16 protein-coding genes are annotated in these 23,231 nt (G+C 56.6%); 10 read left to right on the plus strand and 6 right to left on the minus strand.

The window, feature by feature from the left end:
* Window positions 1-42: 42 nt before the first annotated feature.
* Complete coding sequence (locus tag Enr10x_RS14640; protein WP_145452678.1) at window positions 43-717, minus strand: LamG domain-containing protein; 675 nt, start codon at window positions 715-717, stop codon at window positions 43-45.
* A gap of 313 nt (window positions 718-1,030) precedes the next feature.
* On the opposite strand from Enr10x_RS14640, the gene Enr10x_RS14645 reads away from it, so the two are divergent.
* The 4 genes from Enr10x_RS14645 (at window position 1,031) to Enr10x_RS14660 (ending at window position 7,330) form a co-directional block, all read left to right on the plus strand.
* On the plus strand, window positions 1,031-2,350 hold the full coding sequence (locus Enr10x_RS14645) for a hypothetical protein (protein ID WP_145450367.1): 1,320 nt from the start codon (window positions 1,031-1,033) through the stop codon (window positions 2,348-2,350).
* Window positions 2,351-2,526: 176 nt separating this feature from the next.
* Window positions 2,527-3,033 (plus strand): hypothetical protein, encoded by a 507-nt coding sequence (locus Enr10x_RS14650; protein ID WP_145450370.1) that lies wholly within the window; start codon window positions 2,527-2,529, stop codon window positions 3,031-3,033.
* 286 nt (window positions 3,034-3,319) lie between these two features.
* Window positions 3,320-5,902, plus strand: a complete 2,583-nt coding sequence (locus Enr10x_RS14655; RefSeq protein WP_145450373.1) for a DUF1553 domain-containing protein — start codon at window positions 3,320-3,322, stop codon at window positions 5,900-5,902.
* A 51-nt stretch (window positions 5,903-5,953) separates the two neighbouring features.
* A complete protein-coding gene (locus tag Enr10x_RS14660) occupies window positions 5,954-7,330 on the plus strand; it encodes a DUF1501 domain-containing protein (RefSeq protein WP_145450376.1) in 1,377 nt (458 codons plus the stop codon).
* Between the two features lie 33 nt (window positions 7,331-7,363).
* On the opposite strand, the gene Enr10x_RS14665 is transcribed toward Enr10x_RS14660, so the two are convergent.
* Window positions 7,364-7,543, minus strand: coding sequence for a DUF6435 family protein (locus Enr10x_RS14665; RefSeq protein ID WP_145106440.1), 180 nt, complete (start codon window positions 7,541-7,543; stop codon window positions 7,364-7,366).
* A 905-nt stretch (window positions 7,544-8,448) separates the two neighbouring features.
* Here Enr10x_RS14665 and Enr10x_RS14670 point away from each other — a divergent pair.
* On the plus strand, window positions 8,449-8,961 hold the full coding sequence (locus Enr10x_RS14670; protein WP_145450379.1) for a hypothetical protein: 513 nt from the start codon (window positions 8,449-8,451) through the stop codon (window positions 8,959-8,961).
* 148 nt (window positions 8,962-9,109) lie between these two features.
* Here the strand turns inward: Enr10x_RS14670 and Enr10x_RS14675 are convergent, their stop codons facing one another.
* Window positions 9,110-10,183, minus strand: a complete 1,074-nt coding sequence (locus Enr10x_RS14675; RefSeq protein ID WP_145450382.1) for a hypothetical protein — start codon at window positions 10,181-10,183, stop codon at window positions 9,110-9,112.
* Window positions 10,184-11,397: 1,214 nt separating this feature from the next.
* Here Enr10x_RS14675 and istA point away from each other — a divergent pair.
* Window positions 11,398-12,882, plus strand: a complete 1,485-nt coding sequence (istA, locus tag Enr10x_RS14685; protein ID WP_145447831.1) for an IS21 family transposase — start codon at window positions 11,398-11,400, stop codon at window positions 12,880-12,882.
* Between the two features lie 2 nt (window positions 12,883-12,884).
* Window positions 12,885-13,679: an IS21-like element helper ATPase IstB gene (gene istB, locus Enr10x_RS14690; RefSeq protein WP_145447830.1), complete on the plus strand. Its 795-nt coding sequence runs from the start codon at window positions 12,885-12,887 to the stop codon at window positions 13,677-13,679.
* 69 nt (window positions 13,680-13,748) lie between these two features.
* Here the strand turns inward: istB and Enr10x_RS14695 are convergent, their stop codons facing one another.
* Both Enr10x_RS14695 and Enr10x_RS14700 read right to left on the minus strand, forming a co-directional pair.
* Window positions 13,749-14,885, minus strand: coding sequence for a hypothetical protein (locus Enr10x_RS14695; protein WP_145450387.1), 1,137 nt, complete (start codon window positions 14,883-14,885; stop codon window positions 13,749-13,751).
* 187 nt (window positions 14,886-15,072) lie between these two features.
* On the minus strand, window positions 15,073-16,833 hold the full coding sequence (locus tag Enr10x_RS14700; protein ID WP_145450390.1) for a thiamine pyrophosphate-dependent enzyme: 1,761 nt from the start codon (window positions 16,831-16,833) through the stop codon (window positions 15,073-15,075).
* A gap of 500 nt (window positions 16,834-17,333) precedes the next feature.
* On the opposite strand from Enr10x_RS14700, the gene Enr10x_RS14705 reads away from it, so the two are divergent.
* The gene (locus Enr10x_RS14705; RefSeq protein ID WP_390621355.1) at window positions 17,334-18,638 is read left to right on the plus strand and encodes an APC family permease; all 1,305 of its coding nucleotides are present in this window, start codon (window positions 17,334-17,336) and stop codon (window positions 18,636-18,638) included.
* Window positions 18,639-18,673: 35 nt separating this feature from the next.
* On the plus strand, window positions 18,674-19,498 hold the full coding sequence (locus tag Enr10x_RS14710; protein WP_145450396.1) for a class II glutamine amidotransferase: 825 nt from the start codon (window positions 18,674-18,676) through the stop codon (window positions 19,496-19,498).
* 6 nt (window positions 19,499-19,504) lie between these two features.
* Here the strand turns inward: Enr10x_RS14710 and Enr10x_RS14715 are convergent, their stop codons facing one another.
* Window positions 19,505-19,957 (minus strand): hypothetical protein, encoded by a 453-nt coding sequence (locus Enr10x_RS14715; protein ID WP_145450399.1) that lies wholly within the window; start codon window positions 19,955-19,957, stop codon window positions 19,505-19,507.
* Between the two features lie 238 nt (window positions 19,958-20,195).
* On the opposite strand from Enr10x_RS14715, the gene Enr10x_RS14720 reads away from it, so the two are divergent.
* Window positions 20,196-23,186, plus strand: a complete 2,991-nt coding sequence (locus Enr10x_RS14720; protein WP_145450401.1) for a PVC-type heme-binding CxxCH protein — start codon at window positions 20,196-20,198, stop codon at window positions 23,184-23,186.
* The last annotated feature ends 45 nt before the right edge of the window (window positions 23,187-23,231 follow it).

Here is a 23,231-nt window from a genome sequence, read left to right on the forward strand (position 1 = left end):
CCCCGACAATCCGACTGACCGGAACCGGTTTCCCCGCCCGTTTTACGACTTCTCACCGCGGGAATAAATCTTGACGTCGTCCACGACCGCGTTGCGGGGAACCGCCAGACGCAGCAGCCGTTTGGTCGGATGCGCCATGCCCTCGGAAGAGAAGGAACCGACCTTTTTCCCGTCGATGGAGACGGTCAGCGTGTCGCCGTCAATGCTCACCAGCAGGTCATACCATTTCCCGGTCTCCAGTTTGAGCGGGAAGCGTTTCGATTTGGTCTTGAGCATTTCCTTCAGTTCGGGAGACAGGGTGCCCGCTTTCCGTTGATCCCGAATCTTCAGATCCATGTTACCGGTCTTGAGGTCGGTGATCATCAGATTCTTGGGACTGATCTTCGTCACAAACAGATGGCCGGCATGCACCGGCTTATACTTCAGGTCCGCAAAATTGAGCCCCAGGCTGTCTTTGGGATCTTCCAGCATGAACCGCAGCGCAACAGCACCATTTTTGAACTCCGCAGGATGCGTCACCGAAACCGCGTGATCCGCTACCTTGTGGATGTAGATATACATCGCCCCGTTACGCAGGTCGACCTGCTTATTCCCCTTCGCCCGGCTCCGGCTGTTAGATCCCCAGCCCTTGCCGATTTCGTCTTTGGTCTCCTGCGATTCGTTCCGTTCGAAATCGTCTTCAAAAATCAGTGTCCCCCGCTCACCAGCGAATGCCAGCGAAGAACAGAACAAAACGAGCGCAGCGGCAGAAAAGAATTGCGTTTTCACAGAGGAATACCTTTCGAAGTAAGAATGCACCAGCGTACTCAACAGATCGCCCCGAACAGACAGCCCGGTTGCGAACCTTCACCAGTCGGTCCGCTGGTTGCTCAGATTCAGATTACGGCCCGATTATACCCGTCGGCAACAGGCTTGTCTCGCGCCCCGCCACCTTCTGCAACAGTTCAGAGTATCTTTCATTTCTTTAGTATTTGCAGTCCGATCTGCGGAACTGTTATGATGATCAGATCTCATATTCAAGGAGCATCCCATGTCCGGCTCACCCTGTCCGCCAGTCCGTCGTTGGCCAGTGCCCGTCTTGCTGGCCCTGTCAGTAGCCCTCTCCGCCTGCGGTCAGACTACCGAACCACGGTCAACTGCTGCAGCTTCTGAACCGACCGGGAAACAGCTCTCTTCGAAATCGGAACAACAGCCGACTTCTACAGAAACCTCGCTGGCACTCTTCGAAAAACGCATTCTGCCTCTCCTGCAGTCCCCCAAACCATCCAGTTGTGCGGAATGTCATTTGAGTGGCGTCGATCTCAAAGACTACATTCGCCCCACCCAGCAGGAGACGTTCTCCTCGCTGGTCGCCGCCGGGATGATCGATGTGCAACAGCCGGACGAATCGAAACTTTTAAAGTTCATCAGCCGTCGTCCTCCACAGCCGGGCCTCATCACCGAAAAAGTCCGTCAGCAGGAATACGCAGCGTTTCGTGCCTGGATTCAGACCGCGGTCAAAGATCCACAGTTGCTCTCCAGCAAAAGTAAGGGAGCACCGATTGGCCCGCAACTGCCGGACGAAGTCATCCGCCACGCCCGTCAGGACCGGGTACTCGCCTCCTTCATCGAGAATATCTGGACGGAGGTCGGACGTTGTGCCGCCTGCCATTCCCCGGATCGGAATCAGAAACAGGTGAAAAAACATGGCGACCAGGTTTCGTGGATCAAACTCAACGATCCCCGGGCCACGCTGAACTACATGCTGGAAGCAGACCTGATTAACACAAAGCAGCCTGCACAAAGTCTGCTACTCAGGAAGCCCACTCTCCAGGTCGAGCATGGCGGCGGACAGAAGATGGTCGTCGGCGACCGAAGCTACAAACAGTTCCGCCGTTTCATCGACGATTATGCCGCCATCGTGCAGGGAAAATATTCACAGGCGAAACAACTCCCCAAACAAGACAACGAAGTCTCCGTGGTCACCGACATCTGGCTGAAACTGGAAGGCGTTCCCGCGAAGTTTGACAAGCAGCTGTTACAGATCGACCTCTACCGTGCCACAGACGCAGGCTGGTCTCCCTACCGGGTCGCGACTTCGGACCGCCCGATCTTCGGACCGAAAAATCTCTGGCAACATTCTCTCAGCCTGACCGCACCGCGGGACAGCAAATGGGCTCAGGAAATCAAAAACAAACAGCTGCCCCCCGGCCGCTATCTGCTCAAACTCTATATCGACCGGCGCGGCAAACTCCAGCAGGACTACACAGCCGAACTGAACGATGAAGATTTCGTCGGCCAGGTCGAAATCGAAAGCCGCTGGCGCCCCGGTTACGGTGCGATGACTAAAGCCAAATTCCCCACCCCCTGATTGACGCAGTCATTCACCTTTCAGGAAACCGTTTTGCTTCGGGTTCACTCTTTTTCGCAATCAGGCGGAATAAACCAGCCTGAAACACGCTCTTAAGAGCAGTAGCCGCAACCAGACCTTTTCGTGTCTTTCGAGCATTCATGGTTAAAACCATATTTGTCGAAAGAAGGTTTCCCATGGCCCGTATCATCGGCACCATCATCGGCACCATCATCTGCACCATAGTCGCTTTAGCAATCCTGCTGACATGCGCTGCATTCGGATTACTGATCCTGCTGGCAATCTTTCTTCCTCCCGGGGATGCCGCTATCCCTATGGGCCCCCAAGTCGACATCCCGGATTCACGCTACAATCTCCGCCTGTATGGCCCAATCTCAGATGGCACATACTATTACAGACTCTTTGCAGACGCCCCCTTTCAAAGGTATCAATCACATACTCTTGGTCCGCTCAACATCGACGTCGAAACCGTTCCCACCGTGGAAAAAGAAAATGAAGGCGTCTACCGCATTACCTGGGGCACAGGTCCCGACTCCCCTTACACCGTCATCGACGTCAAACACGGACAGTACGTGGAAGACTCCAATCCCGACAACGCACGCAATGAACCATTTAAATCGATGGAAGAATATTTTCGAGAAAGATACAGCTCCAAAACACGGTCTTTATTTTGCGATCCGTAAAACAAAATTTTCGTGTCTTTCGTGCGTTTCGTGGTAGAAAAAACAGCCAGAGTCGCCCCCAATTTGGGGAAAACAGCTTATTTCGCGGTCATTTTTTCGATTTTTCTCCCAAATCGGGACGATATTATGGACATATAGATCTAATTGTTTATAATAAATACTCATGAGACTGCCGGGAGCGCTCGCCAGTAGTCCCATGGACAATAAGATTTCCCACCTGAAAAGTGGCCTGCTTCCATGTCGGCAGCCCGCTTCTTTCCCACCACAGACATGACGAAAGGCGGCGATGATGAACCGTTGGTTGATTTGTCTCGTTTCGACACTCACACTGGCCGTGTCTGCTTTTCCAACCTCCGCAGCAACGCCCTCCAGCAAGGGCAAACAGCTGTTCGAATCCAAAATCGAACCGGCCCTGGTCAAGTACTGCTACGAATGCCATTCGAAAAAGGGTGAGAGCATCGAAGGCGGTCTGGAACTCGACTCTCCCTCCGGCATGATGCGGGGCGGCGACACCGGTCCGATGATCAAGCCCCATGATATGGAACACAGCTCTCTACTTCGCATGTTGCGTCACGAAGACGGCGTCTCGGGCATGCCCCCCGAAGAAAAGCTCTCGGACGACGTCATCGCTGCGTTCGAGGAATGGATCAAACTGGGCTGCCCCGATACTCGCACCGAAACTGGCCCCACTCTCAAAGAACAGCGCTACCAGGACGCCCAGAATCACTGGGCCTTCGTACCGCCCCACAAAGTCGCGCCCCCCGCCGTCAAACAGACCGCCTGGCCTCGCGACGCGGTCATCGATGGCTTCACCCTCTCCGCCATGGAACAGAAAGGTGTCAAACCCGTTAAAGATGCCAGCCGCCTGACGCTCGTCCGCCGCGTCTATTATGATCTGATCGGCCTTCCCCCGACTCCCGAGCAGATCGACGCCTTCCTCAACGACAAATCACCGAACGCCCTCGCAAAGCTCGTCGATCAACTGCTCGCCTCTCCCCAGTTCGGCGAACGCTGGGGACGCCACTGGCTGGACGTCGTCCGTTTTGCGGAATCGAGCGGCATGGAATTCAACTTCACCTATCCCCATGCCTGGCCCTACCGCAATTACGTCATCGACTCCTTCAACCAGGACAAGCCTTACGATATTTTCCTGCGGGAACAGATCGCCGGAGACCTGCTGCCGGCCCAACCCCATGAATCTCCACAAGCGATCGAAGCCCGCAGGATCGCCCCCAGTATCCTCTCCTTCGGTCCGAAGCGGCACAATTCCCGCGGAACCGAATTCCAGATGGATATCGTCGACGATCAGATCAACACCGTCTGCCGGGCCACCATGGCGCTGACCGTCTCCTGTGCCCGCTGTCACGATCACAAGTTCGATCCGATCCCCACCGCCGACTACTATTCCCTGGCCGGGATCTTCCTCAGCACCGAACCCCTGTACGGCACGATCAAGCAGAAATACAGCAACACCCCCACCGATCTGCTCCCCCTCGGGGAAAACGGACCGGCCCTGCACGCCGCTGCGGAAGCCTACGACAAACAGTTGCAGGAAACCGAAAAGAAACTGACCACACAGACAGCCGCCCTCAAAAAAGCGAAAGACGATCAGAAACTCGCCGCCTCTGCACATAAGAAGTATGAGCAACTGGTCGCCACTACCGTCGTTGATCCCGATAAACCCAATGCCATTAAGGGTCCGTCGCAGGCCGACGTCGACAAGAAAAAAGAGAAACTCGATAAAGCCAACGCTCAGGTGGCCCAGTTGACCAGTGAGGTCACGACTTTGAAAACCAAAGTTGCGGAACTCAAAAAGAATCCGGCTCCCCGACCGCAATACGCGATGACCGCCCGCGACCGCAAGAAACCCGCCGACACCTGGATCGCCGTACGGGGCGACTTCCGCGAAAAAGGGGACGTCGTTCCCCGTGGCTTCCTGAGTGCCATCCAGATCGACAACACGCCCAAAATCCCCGCCGGTCACAGCGGACGCCTGGAACTGGCCCAGTGGATCACCAGCGAGCAAAACCCGCTCACCGCCCGCGTGATGGTCAACCGCATCTGGTACCATCTCTTCGGACGCGGCCTGGTCCCCACTGTCGACAACTTCGGCCTGATTGGCAAACAGCCCAGCCATCCGGAACTGCTCGACGACCTGGCCCTGCAATTCATGCAGGATGGCTGGTCCACCAAACGCATGATCCGCCAGATCGTCCTCAGCCGCACCTACCAGTTGAGCAGCACGCCCGACCCGGCCAACCTGGAAATCGATCCCGAAAACCACCTGCTCTGGCGGGCCACTCCCCGGCGTCTCGAAGCCGAAGCGATCCGCGATGCGATTCTCACCGTCAGCGGACAACTCATCCTCGACCGCCCCAACGGCTCAACCGTCACACCACTGGGCGACAAGCTGGCTCGCAGCATTCCCCTGGAAAAACTGCAACCTCCCAGCAACTACCGTAGCGTCTACCTGCCGGTCGTCCGCGATTACGTTCCCGAACTGTTCGACCTGTTCGACTTCCCCTCCCCCAGTCTGGTGAGCGGAACCCGGGCCGTGACAAACGTCCCCGCACAGGCCCTCTACCTGCGGAATTCGCAGTTCATTACCGACGAGGCGCATCACGCGGCCCAGAGGCTGCTGGCTGACAAACAGCTCAAAGACGATACCGCCCGGGTGGACCTCGCCATGCGTCGTGCACTCGGACGAACTCCCACACCAGAAGAACGCACTGGTGCCCAGCAACTGGTACAGCAGGTTCGCCAGTCGAGTGATCCAAAAAGTAAAACCGTTGAAGTCGACGCCTGGGCCGCCTGGTTCCAGACGCTGTTCATGACCGCGGAATTCCGGTTCCTGGTCGATGCCCGTTAAATCATCCCTCCCCACTCCTTCCTGGAACACTGACACAGGAGATCACCTCCGATGAAACACGAAACAGCAAATACACAACTGTCACGACGTCAATGGCTCAAAGCGGCCAGCTGCAGTGTGGGCGGACTCGCACTGACCGGACTCGCTCCACAGACCAGCCAGGCCGGTCTGCTTTCCCCCCGCATCGCCCACTTCACCCCCAAGGCGAAGCGGGTCATCTTCCTGTTCATCAACGGCGGCCCCTCGCAGTTTGAATCGTTCGACTATAAACCCGAGCTCAAAGCCAACGGCGGCAAGAAGGGAAAGAATAAGGGCAAACTGCTCGCCCCGCTGTATGACTTCGCCCAGCACGGCGAAAGCGGCATGTGGATCTCGGAAGCCTTCCCGCACCTGGCGCAGCAGGCCGACGATCTCTGCATGCTCAACGGGATGACCGGCCCCAGCCGCGCCCATCCCATCGCCATCCCCATGCTGCATACCGGCGAGTTCAAATTCCAGCGGCCCTCCATGGGCGCCTGGGTCCTCTACGGACTGGGCACCGAAAACCAGAACCTGCCCGGCTTCTTCACCATCAAGCCAACCCGCACCTTCGGCGGTCCCGCGAATTACGGCAGCGCCTTTCTCCCCAGTACCTTCCAGGCCACGCGGCTCGGCTGGTCCGGTCAGTCCATCAAGACCGCGTCCATCAGCAACCTGCAGTCGCAGCACGGACTGGCCGCCAACCCGGAACGCAGTGCCCTGGCCCTCGCGCAGAAAATGAATGAAGAACTTCTGGGCCAGACCGCCGACGTCCGCGGCGTGATCGACTCGCTCAACCTCAGCGAGCAGATGCGAGATGCGGTTCCCGAAGTCATGGATCTCAGCCGCGAGTCGAAAGCCACACTCGACATGTACGGCGTCGACGAGAAATCCACCGACGACTTCGCCCGCCAGTGCCTGCTGGCCCGTCGTCTGAGTGAAGCCGGTGTCCGCTTTGTGGAAGTCAGTACCACCGGCTGGGATCACCACAGCGGGCTCGACAAATTCAAATCGAAAGCCGAGACGATCGACAAACCGATCGCCGCCCTGCTCGCCGACCTCAAACAGCGCGGCCTGCTGGATGAAACGCTGGTCCTCTGGAGTGGTGAATTCGGACGTCAGCCCGAAACCCAGGTCCTCTCCGGCAAAGAGACCCTCGGCCGCGATCACAACTCCACCGGCTACACCGCCTGGCTCGCCGGTGGCGGCACCAAAGGGGGACTCACCCACGGCGCCACCGATGCCCTCGGTTACAAAACCGTCGAGGGAGAAGTCCACCTGCACGATCTGCACGCGACCATGCTGCACCTGCTCGGTCTGGATCACAAGAAGCTGGTCTACCGCTTCGGCGGCCGCGACTTCCGCCTGACCAACATCTACGGCAACGTCGTTCAAGAGATCATCGCCTGAGGCACTCGTTGACCAGTCACCCCGCGTGGCTGGTCAACCGGCCTGTTGCGCAGCCAGTCGATCGATTTCCTGCAGGATCTCTTCCGACTCAGCGACCAGGCTGGCATATCCCTGAATATCGCCATTCCGCTGCGCATCACGGGCCTGTTCCATTTTTCGCGCATACGCCTGCTCCAGCTTTTTCCGGGGATCACGTCGCAACCAGCCAAACATTTCCACACTCCTGAAAATCGGTCATCAAACAAATCTGCAGGACTATAGACGTCGCCCCTAATCTGACAACAGCCTGAATTGTTCATCCCTGTATTTCCCCCTCAGTCTAATATCTGTCTCTGCCTAATCTAAGGTCTCCCGTGTGCCACTGCTCGGCTTGTCCGACAGTGCAAATCAGAGAACGTTTTCCCACCTCTACAAATCTTCCCCCACCACTGAATAAACTGGACTGGACACGCACCTGCGCCTGACCAGAATACCCTGTTCTGCGTCGCGCGCGCGAGTGCACACTATCTTTTCACTCAAACATCCCGCACCGATGACACAAACACACCATAAAACCCGCTGGTTTCAGCACGATTTGAAAAACAACTGCTCATCGATGCACTCCGTTTTTGGCCAACTTTTACCGCTTATGACCGCATAAAAACTGTTTATTACCATCAATGACACGAACTGTCACTCAGTCCCGCAGAACCAGCCCCGCCGAAACGGAAGCAGAAATCGGGCAGGCCCAAATGACATTCCATGCCACCCGCAGATTAACTGATGAATGAAATGGTATCCGCGCCGGGTGCCATCTGTCGGCTTGTCCGACAGTGCAAATCAGAAAACGTTTCCCCACCTCAACGTAGGGGCAGCGCCTGTGTGCCTGCCCGCCTGGCGACGTTGATTACAGATCAGACTCCCAACGGAACCACATTCCCCGGACACGACTCCCCGGCCCAACGCGCCATTTTATGAAAAATCACCCCACCTCCCTAGCTGAACATCGTCAAACTGAACGGATTCGATTTACGACACAAAGCGTGCAATCCGGATTGTGCAACCGAGAACTTTGTTCTCCAATCCGTGTCTGAGACTTTAACCACGACTCAACACATGGAAATTACCAGGAGACAATCATGAGCGGAGACCACATCGATCCCATTTTTTCGGATTCCAAGGTAATTTTCAGCATCAGCCAAAGTGATTCTTTCACAATTCAACCACTCTATTATCTGGACTTCAAAGACGATGACAGTCCATTCTCCAAACTGTTGCGAGCGGACTGTGAACTGAGAATCGGAGACCGCATTAATGTGGCGGGAGACTACTTTTTTCTGCAGTCATTCATCGCCCTGCGTGATTACTTAGCCAGAATTCATTGGTTGCGAAATGGCGAAACGCTGGAATTGAGAACGGAAGAGGATGTCCTTGTGATGACCTTTACACGCCAGAAAACAATCGTATCTGTCTCAGGACGAACGCCCGATGATGGCTATACTAAGATGATGATCAGGGATTATGAAAAATACCTGGAAACAAATATCGATTCTCAATTGATTTTCCGTTTTAACTTTCCCCTCTCCAAAGTTTCCGAGGTCGTTAATCAAATGAACTCAATTCTAGATGTCATTGATAATCTGAAAGAGTAGAAATCAGGTCCCTCCCAAGACAATTCGGGCCGATCACAGCAGGCAGTCAACAGTAAGATACAAGGGGCGAACCCATGTGTTCGCCCGCCTGGCGACGTTGATCCCAGATCAGACTCCCAAGGGAACCACATCCCACCAGCACACTCCCTCAACCAGCCACGTATCGACGGGCCCGCCCCACGGCAATAAACGGTCGTTTTTTCGCCCGCCCGCGTTCTTCCCGCCAGTGCGACGACGTCGCGTGGTTCAGCAGCGGCACCCCCAGCGCATCCGCGAGCGTCCGCGCGATCGGCACCAGTTTGTGATATTGCCAGCCAGGGTTCATCAGGTTCGTCCGCTCCAGGCCCAGGCGGTCCCACCAGACCAGGTTGAGTTCCACCTCACCATGACTCTGTTTGTTGTCGTAGTCATCGTCCTCATGATCGAGATCCTCGATCTTCAGCCAGGCCGCACAGAGTTGCACGGCGAGTATCTGCCGCACATCGATCGTCATCGATTCCCCTTCCCGCGTGATGACACAGACGTTGCGCAGTTGATCGATTTCGACCACGGCGAGGCCCTCCGGGGGATTGCGAAACGCCCGGCTGACAATCCACACAAAGATCGAGACATTCAGACACAGCCCCAGAGTAAGGACCGTTTTCCAGAAATACTTCCAGAACAGTGAAAGATCCGCGAAAAATGCAGGCGTCCAGACCAGCGTGATCATCACCACCCCCGTGAAAATCGGCCACAGGTAGCCGAACCAGGGCATCGCTCCATACGGATTCGCGCGCGGCTGGAGCACGATACTGGACGGCGTCTGCACAAGTTCATGGGTGATCGCCCCGTTGGCGTAAGGGCTCGCGATCAGCAGCGGCGTGCGGGGCACCTCAGGCAGCATCTCTGCGGCCGCGTGCAGAAACCGCCGATTCGCCAGTTGTGACGGGAGCAGCAGCATCACCAGCAGAGCAAAAAATGCAAACACCAATCCACATCCAACAGTATAGACCGGATTGACGTTCTGCACATTCTCCACCGCCAGCCAGACCAGCCCCAGCACCAGGGCGATCGCCGCGAGAATCCCCCGGGCCAATCCATACGGCAGCCCCAGCCGCGACTTCGTCACCGGCCAGTCAGGAACCGGCCCCCGCAGATCATCGGTCGATGAAGTATCCAGCATCTTCATAGCAGCGACCTCGTCTGGAGTGGTCGAAAAACTCAACGCAGGGAGTGAACTCAAGACAACGAGTCTCTTGGCAGCGGTCAGTTTCAATTTTTGAACTGTACCATACTGTGGGTGGTAGCGTCTAGAAGTGACTGATAAACGGAAGGAAACCGAATCCGGATGGGTCGTTTTCCTGGAAAGAAACCAAATATTTAAGGTTCTTGACATCTGTATTTATTCGAACAACCACCCCTGAAACCAACCCCATGACCGGGGAACGGCGATTACCCGGACATCAATCAGAGCCCTCTCGTGCTAACACTGATCAGGTAACTTGCGTTTTATGTGCCCGTTTAGGGGGAGGTCGGTTGCACCTTCATTGATCAAGTCAATTCACCTTGGTCATGTGCGTAACATCTAAAAACATTTGTTAATCCAGCAGCGTCATTCATGACTTTCACGGCCTTCTGGGCTGGTACGTGTTTTGTTAGATTCAAATGATAAAATGTTACGAAAGCCGTTAGCGAATCGGACCAAGAGACGCTCTCAGTTGGTCCGACGATGCCAATACATGGCTTAGGTGGCACGCCGTTAAACAACTTCGTTGAGAATTCGCGCGGCGGTTCGCTCAAGAACATCTTACTTGCAAATGCACCATTGCATGTTGAAAATGTGGCAAGAAACAAGCAATAGCCGGAAGGGCCTATGTAACCGGTAGCTTTGCCGAGTCCTAGGAGCATTATATTAAGCCCATCCCAAGGGACAAAATCGTTATCGGTTAGTACTAGCCCGTCTTCGTTTCCATGTGCTGAAAAATGCAGATGCGGAATTGATAGAATATTTCGATTATCTCGTTGCATTCGAGCCTTCGTCGTTTTGATAATGCATTTGAAGCACTCTTCAAATGCATTTAGGTTTTGCACATAATAATACTCTGATGTTATATGGGCTAAACGCAATGCGGCGGAAAGAGCCTCACCTTCTGAACGCTTATCAAGTGACCTAGCCCCCTTAACCGAGTCCATCTGAAATGTGGTATTATTTCAATTTTGGACATAGTTTAGGGAGTATGAAAGATGCCGAGAAAACGATTTACTGTTGAGCAGATTATTCAGAAGCTTCGTGAAGCGGAGTGTAAACAGCGGCCAGAAAACGTAGCGCCTGTCGGGTAGTGGCAAATCGGTATAAAAACGTAGCGCCCAGATGACCACCTGTTGGTTTTGGGTCAGACTCTCAGTATATGAGTCAGTTCTGATCCGGAAACAGCGGGGGCAAGGGTGATTACAGATATGGAGTTATGGGGTGAGATCCGTCGGCGTGTTCTGACCGGAGAAATCAGTCAACGTGCTGCTCGTGACGAGTACGGTATTCACTGGGACACGCTGCAAAAAATACTGACCTACTCGGAGCCGCCGGGATACCGGCTGACTAAGCCCCGGCCTTCCAAGCTGGAGCCGTTTCTGCCGATCATTCATGAGATTCTGCAGAACGACCGCAGCGTGCATCGCAAACAGCGCCATACGGGGAAGCGCATCTTCGAACGTCTGCGGGACGAACACGGGTATTCCGGTGGAATCACGATCGTCCGGGAAGCCATCCGTGACTGGAAAGCCCAGTCCCGCGAGGTTTTCCTGCCGCTCCGCCATCCCCCGGGCGAAGCCCAGGTGGACTTCGGCTTTGCCGATGTCTGGCTGGACGGAACACTGACCAAAGTCGCCCTGTTTGTGATGACGTTACCTTATTCGGACGCGATTTTTATCCAGGCCTTTCCCCGGGAATGTACGGAAGCCTTTCTGGAAGGACACAAGCGGGCCTTTGAATTTCTGGGCGGTGTACCGCAGCGGATCAGCTATGACAACTCGAAAATCGCAGTAGCCAGTCTGGTAGGGAACCGTGAGCGAAAAGTAACGACCGAGTTCCTGCGTCTGAAAAGCCACTTTCTGTTTGACGATCATTTCTGTCTGGTACGACGACCGAATGAGAAAGGCCATGTCGAGCGGTTGCTGGACTATGCCCGCAGCAACTTCCTGGTCCCCGTTCCCCGGGTTGCTTCCCTGGAGACTCTGAACGAGCAGTTAGTGCAATGCTGCCGGAACGATCTGCAGCGTCAGTTGCGGGGACAGGCTTCCCCCAAACAGAGCCTGCTGGCGGAAGAACAACGGGAATTCCTGCGGCCCCTGCCACAGCAGACGTTCGAAGCCTGCCGACTGGGACAGGCACACGCCGACTCCCTGTCGCTGGTCCGCTTTGATACCAACAGTTACTCGGTTCCCACAAAATACGCGCATCGTCAGATCACTATCGTGGCCACCATCACCGAAGTGCGGCTGTTGTTTGAAGAGACGTTAATCGCCCGGCACCAGCGGGACTGGGGACGGGAACAGACCCGTTTTAACCCGATTCATTACCTGAGTTTACTGGAACGGAAGCCGGGAGGCTTTGATCATGCCCGCCCCCTGGAAGACTGGGATCTGCCGGTCTGTCTGGGCATTCTCCGCCGTCGGCTGGAAGCCGAACTGCAGTCAGACGGCACGCGGGAGTTCATCAAGGTGCTGCGCCTGCTGGAACACCATCCGTTATCCGCACTGAAGCGTGCGGTGGAATACGCGCTGGACATTGATGCGACCCGCGCTTCTGCCATTCGCCTGATTCTGGAATACCAGCAGGAGTCACCGCTGACTCTGTTCAGCCTGGAAGGCCGTCCCCACCTGAAGCTGGTACAGGTGGCACAGACGGATGTTTCTGCTTACCAGTCCCTGTTAATCGGAGGTTAAACGTGACCAGAAAACAAACCAAAAGCCTGGTGCTGCTGCAGCACCATCTCAAGAACCTGAGGCTGCCCACCATCCTCAGAGAATGCGAAAAGATCGCCGCCCGTTGTGCCACTGACAATGTCGACCATCTGGGATTCCTGTTACAGTTATGTGAACTGGAACTGATTGAACGGGAACGCCGGGCCGCGGAACGACGTCTGAAGGCCGCGAAGTTCCCGACGTATAAGACCCTGGAAACGTTCGATTTTCAGGTCCAGCCCGGCCTCAACAAACTGCTGGTCAGCGAACTGATGCGGGGTGAGTTTATCGAGCAGCGGGAGAATATCCTGCTGGTGGGCAATTCCGGCACCGGCAAGACGCACCTGGCAGTCGCCCTGGGGATTGCCGCCTGCGGCCAGGGAAAGCGGGTCCGCTTTTACCAGGTCACAGAACTGATTACCCAGTTAATGGAAGCCCGCGAACAGCGGGAGTTAACCCGCCTGAAAAAGCAGCTCGCGAAACTCGATCTGCTGATTCTGGATGAACTGGGATATGTCCCCGCAAGTAAACTCGGCTCCGAGTTGCTGTTCGACGTGATCAGCACGGCTTACGAACGTTTCAGCCTGATCGTAACGACCAATCTCCCCTTTGAAAACTGGACCGAGGTCCTGGGCAGCGAACGGCTGACGGGGGCCACACTCGACCGGCTCACCCATCGTTGCCATATCCTGGAAACCACTGGTGAAAGTTACCGGTTACAGGACGCCAAACGGCGGCACACAAAAAGCTCAAGCAAGCAACCGCGACTGACGAAATAACAAAAGACCACGCATTCGTCCCCAAACAGCCACATCAGGACGAATCCTGCACAGACAGCGCTACGGTTTTCAACCGGCACGCGCTACGTTTTCTGACCGTTGTTTACAGAAACGGCGCAGTCGGCAGGGACCGACGTAGTAATTCTCAATCGCATACAGCGACAGTTCCGGCACGTGACCGGGGAGCGGGCTCGGTGTCGTGGTGATGCCCCAGGCGATGTGGTTATTCCGCTGCCACCAGCGTTCCCGGTTCTGCCCCGGACGGAGGAAGGCTTCGTCCCAGCGGTTCCAGTGCATACCGTCCCGGCTCGTCATCAGCACGCCGTCACTGACGCCGGGGTGATTGTTTTTCGGATCCGGGTGCCAGGCCGCCTTGCGACTCGGCACGAACCGCTTGGGAAACGCCAGGAACAGGTGCGGTGCCCGGGGATAGGCGATCGTCGCATTCGTATAGAGGTGCTGCGACGGCGAGTCTTTGATATCGATGAACGCCGGCGTCGTCCAGTTCACAAAATCATCCGAAGTACAAGTCATAATCGCCCGCACGCCGTTGGTGAAGCCGCGATGAAAATCGACATAACGGCCCCGGTGCTCATCCCAGAATGCCAGGTTCTGTGAATCGAAGGCCCCCTTGGTGATCACCGGCTTCTCTTTCAGCAGTCGCCAGTGAATGCCGTCGGCAGAGGCGAACGCATACAGGCCCCCCTTCCCGCTCCCCAGGGCCTTAAACTTCTCAGCGGGCTTACACTGGGGATTCGTATCCAGGAACGGCGAAAAATTATGCGCGCCGGTTCCCGTCCAGATCACATTATTCTTCTTCGAACCGTTGAACTCGAACAGCCCCAGGTCTGGCTTCCGCCAGTGGATCGCATCGTCGCTCTCGGCATAACAAACCACCTGGTGCGTCACCTTGCCTTTGCTCCAGTCGTGATGGGCACCGCGGTAATACATGCGGTACAGGTCGCCATCTTTCAGAATGCGGACATAATAACTGATGTTCCCCTCGGCCGGGGCATCGTAGGTGATCGCCACTTCCTGGGGCACGGGGTGATGCAGTTCCTGGCGGGCGTTTTTCAGACTGTGAATCATCCAGTCGTCAACGAACAGCTCCCGCCGCGAACCGATATGAGCCGGATCCTCCGCAGACAGAAGACCGGACAGAAGCAAGAGAAAAGACAGGCACAGCAGGGGCGCACGAACTCGCATGAGAGGCTCCTCGAGTCAGATCAGCGGTTAACAGATTCGATTGAAGACCGTCGGTCTTCCCAATCAGGTTCATATCCCGATCCCGGAAGACCGGCTTTTCAACCCGCGTGCCATCAGTCAGTATACCGTGACCCACATTGAAAGCAAACTGCCTCCTCTGAAAACCGCTCTACGACTCTGCGCGCCGTTAATCACTGCTGTCGAAATAGGCCGCCAGTTCTTCCTTGATATTATTCCACTGCTCGTGATCGCCACTCAGCGCCATCCAGGCCTGCTTGAGCTTGCTCTCCGCCATCCCTGTCGCCTGGGCAACTTTCACTTTGGGGGGCATCGACAGTTCGCCGTTGGTGACCACCGCATCGATCAGAAACGGCGACTCTGCTGCTTTGGCCGCCTTGATCGCCGCCTCGATATCTTTGGCATGTTCAACATGCACGCCCTTAGCGCCGCACCAGCGTGAATATTCCGCCAGATCAGGCACATCGATTTCGAGGACATCTTTTTCGGGAACGATGCCTGCGACTTCCATTTCCAGCTTAACCAGGTCCAGGCTCGAATTGTGCAGCACCAGCATCTTGATCGGCAGGCCACGATTGGCGATCGTGATCCAGTCCTGCATCGCCATCGTAAACGCACCATCCCCGACCAGCGCCCAGACTTCGCGTTCCGGATAGAGTAACTGGGCTCCCAGCGCCGCGGGCAGGCCGACCGCCATCGAGCCGTGATTGAACGAACCAATCATCCGTCGCTCCGAATGAAACGAAATATGCCGCGCCGCCCAAACCGTGATCGTCCCCGTATCCACCACGAAGATCGCATCGTCGCTGGCGTGCTCGTTAATCAGACCTGCAAAGATCTGCGGATGCAGCGGCTCACGATCGCGGTCCGGATCCGCATCCTGCCGCATCTCCTGTCGCCAGTCTTCGAAACTGCCCACAATCTTGTCGTGGAATTCCGACGGGCCGTGCGATTCCACATGCGGCAACAGTTGTGTGAGCGTCGCCTTGATGTCGGCGTGAATTCCCAGGTTCACGCCGACCCGGTTTCCGATGCGGGGCAGATGAGTATCGATCTGCACCACGGTGCAGTCGTGCAGCAGATATTCGGTGTAAGGGAAATCGGTCCCCAGCAGCATGAGCAGGTCCGTATTCATCACCGCGTGATAGCCCGACGGATTCCCGATCAGCCCCGTCAGCCCCGCCACGTGAGGACAGTCATGATCGAAGATATCACAGGCCCGCAGCGAATGCGTGATTGGTGCCTGCAGCTTCTCCGCCAGTTCCAGCACTTCCGCGCGGGCCTCCCGGCAGCCGGCTCCTGCCAGAATCGAAATTCGTTTCTCCCGGTGCGCTTGAATCAGCTCTGCCAGTTGCTGCATCTGTTCTTCGGCCGGTACCAGCGTGGCCAGCGAGCGGATCAGCGGGTGAATAAAATCATCCCCCGCACAGGGCATTTCGGCAATGTCCGCCGGCAGCTCGATCCGGCTGACCGACCGATTGCTGAGTGCCTCCTTGATCGCCCGCAGAATCACCCGTGGGGCTTCTTCGGGGGAACGAATCACAGCCTGATAATCGCAGACGTCAGAGTAGATTTTTTCCAGGTCGACTTCCTGGTGAAAACTGGTCCCGATCTGTGAAACCGGTACCTGCCCCGTAATCGCCAGCACCGGGCTGCGTTCGCGCTTCGCATTATACAGACCATTGATCAGGTGCAGTGCCCCGGGTCCCACGGTCCCGGCACAGACGGCCAGGTTCCCGCTCAACTCTGCCTGGGCAAAAGCGGCATAGCTGGCATTCCCTTCGTGCCGTACGCCGATCCATTCTACCTGTTCATGATTGTGAATCGCCTGCGCGAAAGCATTCAACGCATCACCGATGACACCAAACACCTGGGTGACACCGGCCTCAATCAGAATCTCCAGCAACTGTTCTGAAACATTGCGAGACATCAGACTTCCTTTCTGGTTCGAACTAAAACCGGTGCGAGGAACACAACAGGCTCAATGCCCGCTGGTGCCGTCTTCGGAAACACGACCAGGTGTCCTGTGACCGGTTTGAATTTGTGAAACTCAGAATGGGGGGAGTCTCTGCTCCACAGTGGAAGCTACTTTCTAAATTAACAGCTTGCTCTCCTGCTGACCAGTGTGTTCCCGTGATTGTTCCTATAGTCTTTGTCAGATTCCTGAACCAATGATTTCATTCCAAGTTGCAGGAACCGACGATGATCAGCTTGTTTTCGACTGTCGGAGCAGTATGATTTTCAAAGAGTAAGCAGCTGACCGACTTCATCCCAGTTCGTGACTACCCGCCCCTCGATCCGGTGCTAATTTGCAGGTATACCGGATTCCTGACGTAAACTGACGCACATCGACATCCAGAGGGAGTTGCCACCATTAATAAACAGCTGGAAGAATCCACCGTTGCGATCCTGCACGAACAGAAGCTGAATCTGACCGAACTGCTGGCAATGGGTATTGGCGGGATGATCGGCGGAGGTATCTTTTCCGTACTGGGCATGGCCGTCAACATCTCCGGTCACGCCGCCCCAATGGCGTTTCTGCTGGGCAGTTTCGTGGCCCTGGCCGCCGGTTACTCCTACGTCAAACTCGCACTCGGCTTCCAGAGCGATGGTGCCAGTTTCACCTTTCTGGACCGCGCCTTCCCGGAATATCCCAACGTCGCGGGCATTGCCGGCTGGACCGTGATCGTCGGCTATGTCGGCACGCTGGCCCTGTATGCCTACACGTTTGGCGTGTATGGTGCGCACCTGCTGGGCGACGCCGATTCTCCGATGGTCCGCATGATGCTCTCGCTGGGCGTGCTGCTGTTCTTTCTGCTGATCAATCTCCAGGGAGTCCAGTCCAGCGGCAGAACGGAAGTCATTATTGTCTTCACGAAAGTGATTCTATTGGGACTGTTCGCGCTCGCCGGTACATTTTCCATTAAGGAAGACCACCTGTTCCCGGTGTTTGACCAGGGCGTCCCTTCCATCTTCATTGCGGGAGCGATGATCTTTGTTGCCTTTGAAGGCTTCCAGCTCATCACTAATGCCGTCCTGGAAGCCGAGAAACCCAAGCGCAATATCCCCCGGGGAATTTACGGCTCGATTCTGATCACATCGTTGATCTATTTCGGTGTCGCCATCGTTGCCGTCGGAAATCTCACTCCGGTCCAAATCGAATCCGCCAAGGAATACACACTGGCAGTCGCCGCCAAACCCGCCCTGGGGAATACCGGTGCCATCCTGGTTGACCTGGCCGCCCTGCTGGCCACCTCTTCCGCCGTGAATGCCACGATCTTCGGCGCCTCACGGATGATGGCAGATATGGCAAATGAAAACCGGATGCCCCAGATGTTTGCCCTGCGTACCAAGGCCAAAATCCCCTGGGTCGCTATTGTCTTCATGACCGCACTGGCGAGCGGTTTCACCCTGCTGGGCAGCCTGGAAACGATCACCCTGTTTTCCAGTCTGGTCTTCCTGCTGGTCTCCATCGCGGTCTCCGTCGCCAACCTCAAACTCCGCTCCTTTACCCACAGCAACCTCTGGCTGATCCTGCTGGGAATCGGTCTGATGCTCTCGACGGTCACACTGCTGGTGATCCATCTCTGGAGCAGAGACAGTATTCGCTTCTTCTGGCTGCTCGGATTTTTTGCTACAATCGCGGTGCTGGAAATTTCCTTCTGCTGGTACCGCTGCCGGAATGACGAAGAGTTCCATAAGAAGCACCGTAAGCAGAAAGTCAATCATAACTGATCCCATCTTGGATCGCTGACAGGGAGTCAAAGCCTATGTGTCGCTGGCTGGCTTATACCGGATCTCCACTCAAGCTGAGTGCACTGCTCACCCGTCCCAGTCACTCACTGATCGACCAGAGTCGACACGCGACGCAAAACGTCGAAGCCCTCAACGGCGACGGTTTTGGCGTCGGCTGGTATGGGGACGATCCCACACCCGGACTCTACCGCGATACCCATCCCGCCTGGAACGACGCCAATTTCCGCCACCTGGCCGACCACATCCGTTCGCGGCTCTTTCTGGCACACGTCCGCGCCTCGACCGGCACCGCCGTGCAGAATACCAACTCGCATCCCTTCAGCTTCGATAACTGGCTCTTCCAGCACAACGGTTCCATTCCCGCCTTCCGCTCACTCAAGCGGCAGCTCCTGTTCGACGTCGATCCCGAATTGTTCCCCTTTATCGAAGGCTCCACCGATTCCGAAACGCTGTTCTTCCTCGCACTGACGTTCGGCTTGAAAGACGATCCCCCCGCCGCCCTGGCCCGCACAATCGGTCATGTGGAACAGGTCCGGAAAGCCGCGGGCATCGAAGTGCCGCTGTTTGTCAGCGCCTGCACGACCAATGGCGAACAGCTCTGGGCGATCCGCTATTCCAGTCATCATCAGTCCCGCACGCTCTACCACAGTTCGCATCTGCACGCCCTGCACGAAATCGACGGCAGCTATTCGACACTCCCCGACGATGCCACCATCGTCGTTTCCGAGCCACTGGATGAACTGACCAGCCACTGGGAAGAGGTCCCCGAATCCGCGTTGCTCACCGTCGAACAGGGTTCGGCGACCGTCAGTTCCTTTTCGCCCACGCTGCCAGCGTAGTGTGCATCAACCGATGGCCTGTCCCGGCAGCACGCGAAACAGATAACCGACCAGCAACGCACCACGGCCCGTCCAGGCCAGCGTCCGCACCCAGTTCGTCGCAACCAGCATGCGGATCTGTCGGCTGTCGTATCCCTGGATCAGCCTTTGATGCCGGGGGACCTGCAGCAATGCGGTCGAGAACCAGACCACGAATAACAGCCCGACGCCCGTCCACGCTTCCAGTGGAGTGAAACCCGCGGGACGCCAGTAAACCAGGCCGATGGTACTGAAGGCCTCAATCAGCATCATCGGCCCGACAACCAGCGTGGTGCGCACCTGATGCGCCATCTGGAAGGGCACAAACTCCTGCTTCCCCACCAGTGCAAAGACCGGGTAGTGCGCGACCTGTACGAACCAGATCAACCCCACCATGTATAACGTCGAGGTCAGCTGCAGCAAAAACAGAATTTTTAACACGGTCTTCCCCCCCGGATTTAGAATAGAACAGCTTACTTTAGACCGGATATCCAGTTTGCCGAGCCCCGAAATTCAGAAAATCACACCTGGATTGATGATTCCCGCTGCAGGTATTTTCATGATCACCTGTCTCACACATCCCAGTCCGGTCTTGTAATGCCGTCCCGCATTGATCAGGATAAGAAACACAGCAAAGCCCGCTTGTGCTCAGTTCCTGACAGTTTCTGGAGACCCAGAGATGAACCCGCTGCTTCCGGAAAGATCCCGCTTCTGTTGCGTAATGTTCTTCACCCTCTTCTGTTGTCTGAGCGCCACTCGTGCATTCGCGCAAGGCTTTCCCCCCGAACAGGCTGTCCAACGCATGACGGTTGCCGACGGTTATGAAGTCCAGCTGGTCGCCTCCGAACCACTGGTCAGACAGCCGGTCGCCATCGACTTCGACGACCGGGGCCGCCTCTGGGTCATTCAATATCTGCAGTACCCCAATCCCGCCGGCCTCAAACGGGTCAAGGTCGATCAACACACCCGCTCTCAATACGACCGGGTTCCGGAACCGCCGCCTCACGGCCCCCGGGGCGCGGATCGGCTGACGATCCTCGAAGATACCGATCACGACGGGCAGTTCGACCAGGCACACGACTTTGTGAACGGCTTGAATCTCGCCTCCGGGTTTGCCCTGGGCAATGGAGGCGTCTACGTGCTGCAGGCCCCCTACCTGCTCTTCTATCCGGACCGCAACCGCGATGACAAACCGGACGGCGATCCCGAAGTACTGCTGAAAGGCTTCGGCCTGGATGATGCCAGTGCGGTCGCGAATTCGCTGACCTGGGGACCGGACGGCTGGCTGTACGGCTGCCAGGGGAGCACCGTCACCGCCCGGATTCGCGGCGTCAAATTCGTGCAGGCGATCTGGCGTTATCATCCCCGCACCAAAGCCTTCGAACTCTTCGCCGAAGGGGGTGGCAACATGTGGGGGCTCGACTTCGACCGCCAGGGTAATTTGCTGGCCAGTACGAACCTGGGCGGCTTCGTCCTGCTGCACATCGTCCAGGAAGGCTACTACTGGAAACAGTTCTCCAAACATGGCCCGCTGCGAAATCCGTTTACATTCGGTTATTTCGATCATGCGCCCCATCAGAATTTCAAGGGGGGCCATGTTACCGTGGGCGGGACCGTCTACCAGGGCACCTCGCTGCCCGCTTCCCTGCAGGGAAAATACATCAGCGGCAATCTGCTGGGCCACGAAATTCAGTTTCACACGCTCATCCCCGACGGGACTTCCTTTCGCACACAGCACGGAGGCACGCTGGTGCAGGCCAACGACAGCTGGTTCGCCCCCACCGATCTGACCGTCGGCCCTGACGGAGCCATCTACTTCACCGACTGGCACGACAAGCGAACCGCGCACCCCAACCCGGACGCCGACTGGGATCGCAGCAACGGTCGCATCTATCGCCTACATGGCCGCGGCGTCAAAGCAGCCCCTTTCCTGCAGGTCCATGCGCTGGAAAGTCAACAACTGCTTGCCCTGTTAAAACAACCCAATGAATGGTACGTTCGCGCCGCCCGCCGGGAACTGATCACGCGGCAGGATCCCCACGTTCCCGCAATGCTCAAGACACAGCTGCATCAACAGCACAGCGATCACCAAACGCTGCAACTGCTCTGGACGCTCGCCTCACTGGACGGGCTCGACGATCCAACGGCCCTGCAGTTGCTACAGCACCCGGCTCCCGCGGTCCGCAGCTGGACCATTCGGCTCCTGGGCGATCGACGCGCCGTTTCCCCGACCATCGCCGAACGCTTCATTCAGCTCGCACAGACCGACGCCAGTCCCCGGGTCCGCAGTCAGCTCGCTTCCACCGCCGCCCGTCTCCCGGCTGATCCCGCGCTGGAAATCACCCAGAGTATTCTGAAACGGAACCTGGACCGCAGCGATCCCCACATCCCCCTGCTCCTCTGGTGGGCCATCGAAAAACAGGCCCTCACCGCCATCGATGATGTAGAGCAGCGGTTTGTCACCACGGAAGCCTGGCAACAGCCCTTTGTGAGTGAGTTCATCCTCGAACGGTTGATGAAACGCTACGCCGCTGCCGCTACTCCTCGCACACTCGAAGTCTGCCAGAAACTCTTGACCACCGCGCCGAATGCAAAACAGAATCAGCTGTTGCAGGCCCTCGATACCGGCCTGGCACTCTCCGGGCAGGGACAGCTCAAACCAGAGCAGATCCCCGCCGCACTTGCGAAACAACTGGCTGCCCGCTGGCGCGCTCATCCCGAAAACCTGGTATTGATGCAGCTCAATGCCCGGTTGGGAAATCCCGCAGTGCTCAAGCAGGCACTCGACATCGCCGTCAACGACAGCCAGCCCCTCGCACAACGTACCGCGATGCTCAAGTTCCTGCAACAATTTGGCAATGAATCAGTCATCGTTCCTCTGCTGCCGCTCCTGGACGCACAACAACCCGCCTCGCTCCGACAGCAGGCAATGCTCGTCCTGTCCCGCTACGCCGATCCCCGTATCAGCCAGACACTGCTCATATCGTATCCCGACTATGATGCCTCCTCACAAACCCAGGCCCGCCGCGTCCTTTTCACCCGCCAGCCCTGGGCACTCGCGTTTCTCCGTCAGGTCGATCAGAGAAAGCTGCCGGCAGCCGAGCTGGATTTACAGGAACTGACCACGCTCAACAGCCTGGGGAATAAAACCATCACCGGGCTGACCGCGAAGCACTGGGGGCAGATCAATCAGAGCGATTCGCAGCACAAGATCACCGAGATCCGCCGCGTCCGCTTCCTGTTGAAGCATCCGGGCAACGCCCAGCGCGGCAGCCAGCTGTTCCAGAAACAGTGCGGCACCTGCCATCAGCTGCACGGCACCGGCAACAAGCTGGGCCCCGACCTCACCACCGCCAATCGGGGAGACTTGAACTACCTGCTGGAGAGCATCATCGACCCCAATCGGTTTGTCCGCAAAGAATATGTCTCGTCGGTCGTCGTCACCCGCGATGGACGTGTCATCACCGGGATTATCAAAGTGGACCAGCCCGACCAGATCCGCATCGCCAACAACAAAAACGAGCTGACCACCATCCGACGGGACGACATCGAAGAGATCCACGATTCTCCCGTCTCCCTCATGCCGGAAAAAATCCTCAAACAGCTCAGCGAGCAGGAACTGCAGGACCTGTTCGCCTATCTGCAGCGCCCCGCCCCGAAAAAAGACTGAAACCCGGCTCTACCACGCATCCATAAATTTAAATATGTTGAATCT

It is taken from the genome of Gimesia panareensis (assembly GCF_007748155.1).
Classification (GTDB): domain Bacteria; phylum Planctomycetota; class Planctomycetia; order Planctomycetales; family Planctomycetaceae; genus Gimesia; species Gimesia panareensis.

Coding starts and splice junctions, on each gene's coding strand:
- Enr10x_RS14645 (WP_145450367.1), top strand. CDS start 1,031: ATGTCCGGCTCACCCTGTCCGCCAGTCCGTCGTTGGCCAGTGCCCGTC.
- Enr10x_RS14650 (WP_145450370.1), top strand. CDS start 2,527: ATGGCCCGTATCATCGGCACCATCATCGGCACCATCATCTGCACCATA.
- Enr10x_RS14655 (WP_145450373.1), top strand. CDS start 3,320: ATGATGAACCGTTGGTTGATTTGTCTCGTTTCGACACTCACACTGGCC.
- Enr10x_RS14660 (WP_145450376.1), top strand. CDS start 5,954: ATGAAACACGAAACAGCAAATACACAACTGTCACGACGTCAATGGCTC.
- Enr10x_RS14665 (WP_145106440.1), bottom strand. CDS start 7,543: ATGTTTGGCTGGTTGCGACGTGATCCCCGGAAAAAGCTGGAGCAGGCG.
- Enr10x_RS14670 (WP_145450379.1), top strand. CDS start 8,449: ATGAGCGGAGACCACATCGATCCCATTTTTTCGGATTCCAAGGTAATT.
- istA (WP_145447831.1), top strand. CDS start 11,398: ATGGAGTTATGGGGTGAGATCCGTCGGCGTGTTCTGACCGGAGAAATC.
- Enr10x_RS14695 (WP_145450387.1), bottom strand. CDS start 14,885: ATGCGAGTTCGTGCGCCCCTGCTGTGCCTGTCTTTTCTCTTGCTTCTG.
- Enr10x_RS14700 (WP_145450390.1), bottom strand. CDS start 16,833: ATGTCTCGCAATGTTTCAGAACAGTTGCTGGAGATTCTGATTGAGGCC.
- Enr10x_RS14710 (WP_145450396.1), top strand. CDS start 18,674: ATGTGTCGCTGGCTGGCTTATACCGGATCTCCACTCAAGCTGAGTGCA.
- Enr10x_RS14720 (WP_145450401.1), top strand. CDS start 20,196: ATGAACCCGCTGCTTCCGGAAAGATCCCGCTTCTGTTGCGTAATGTTC.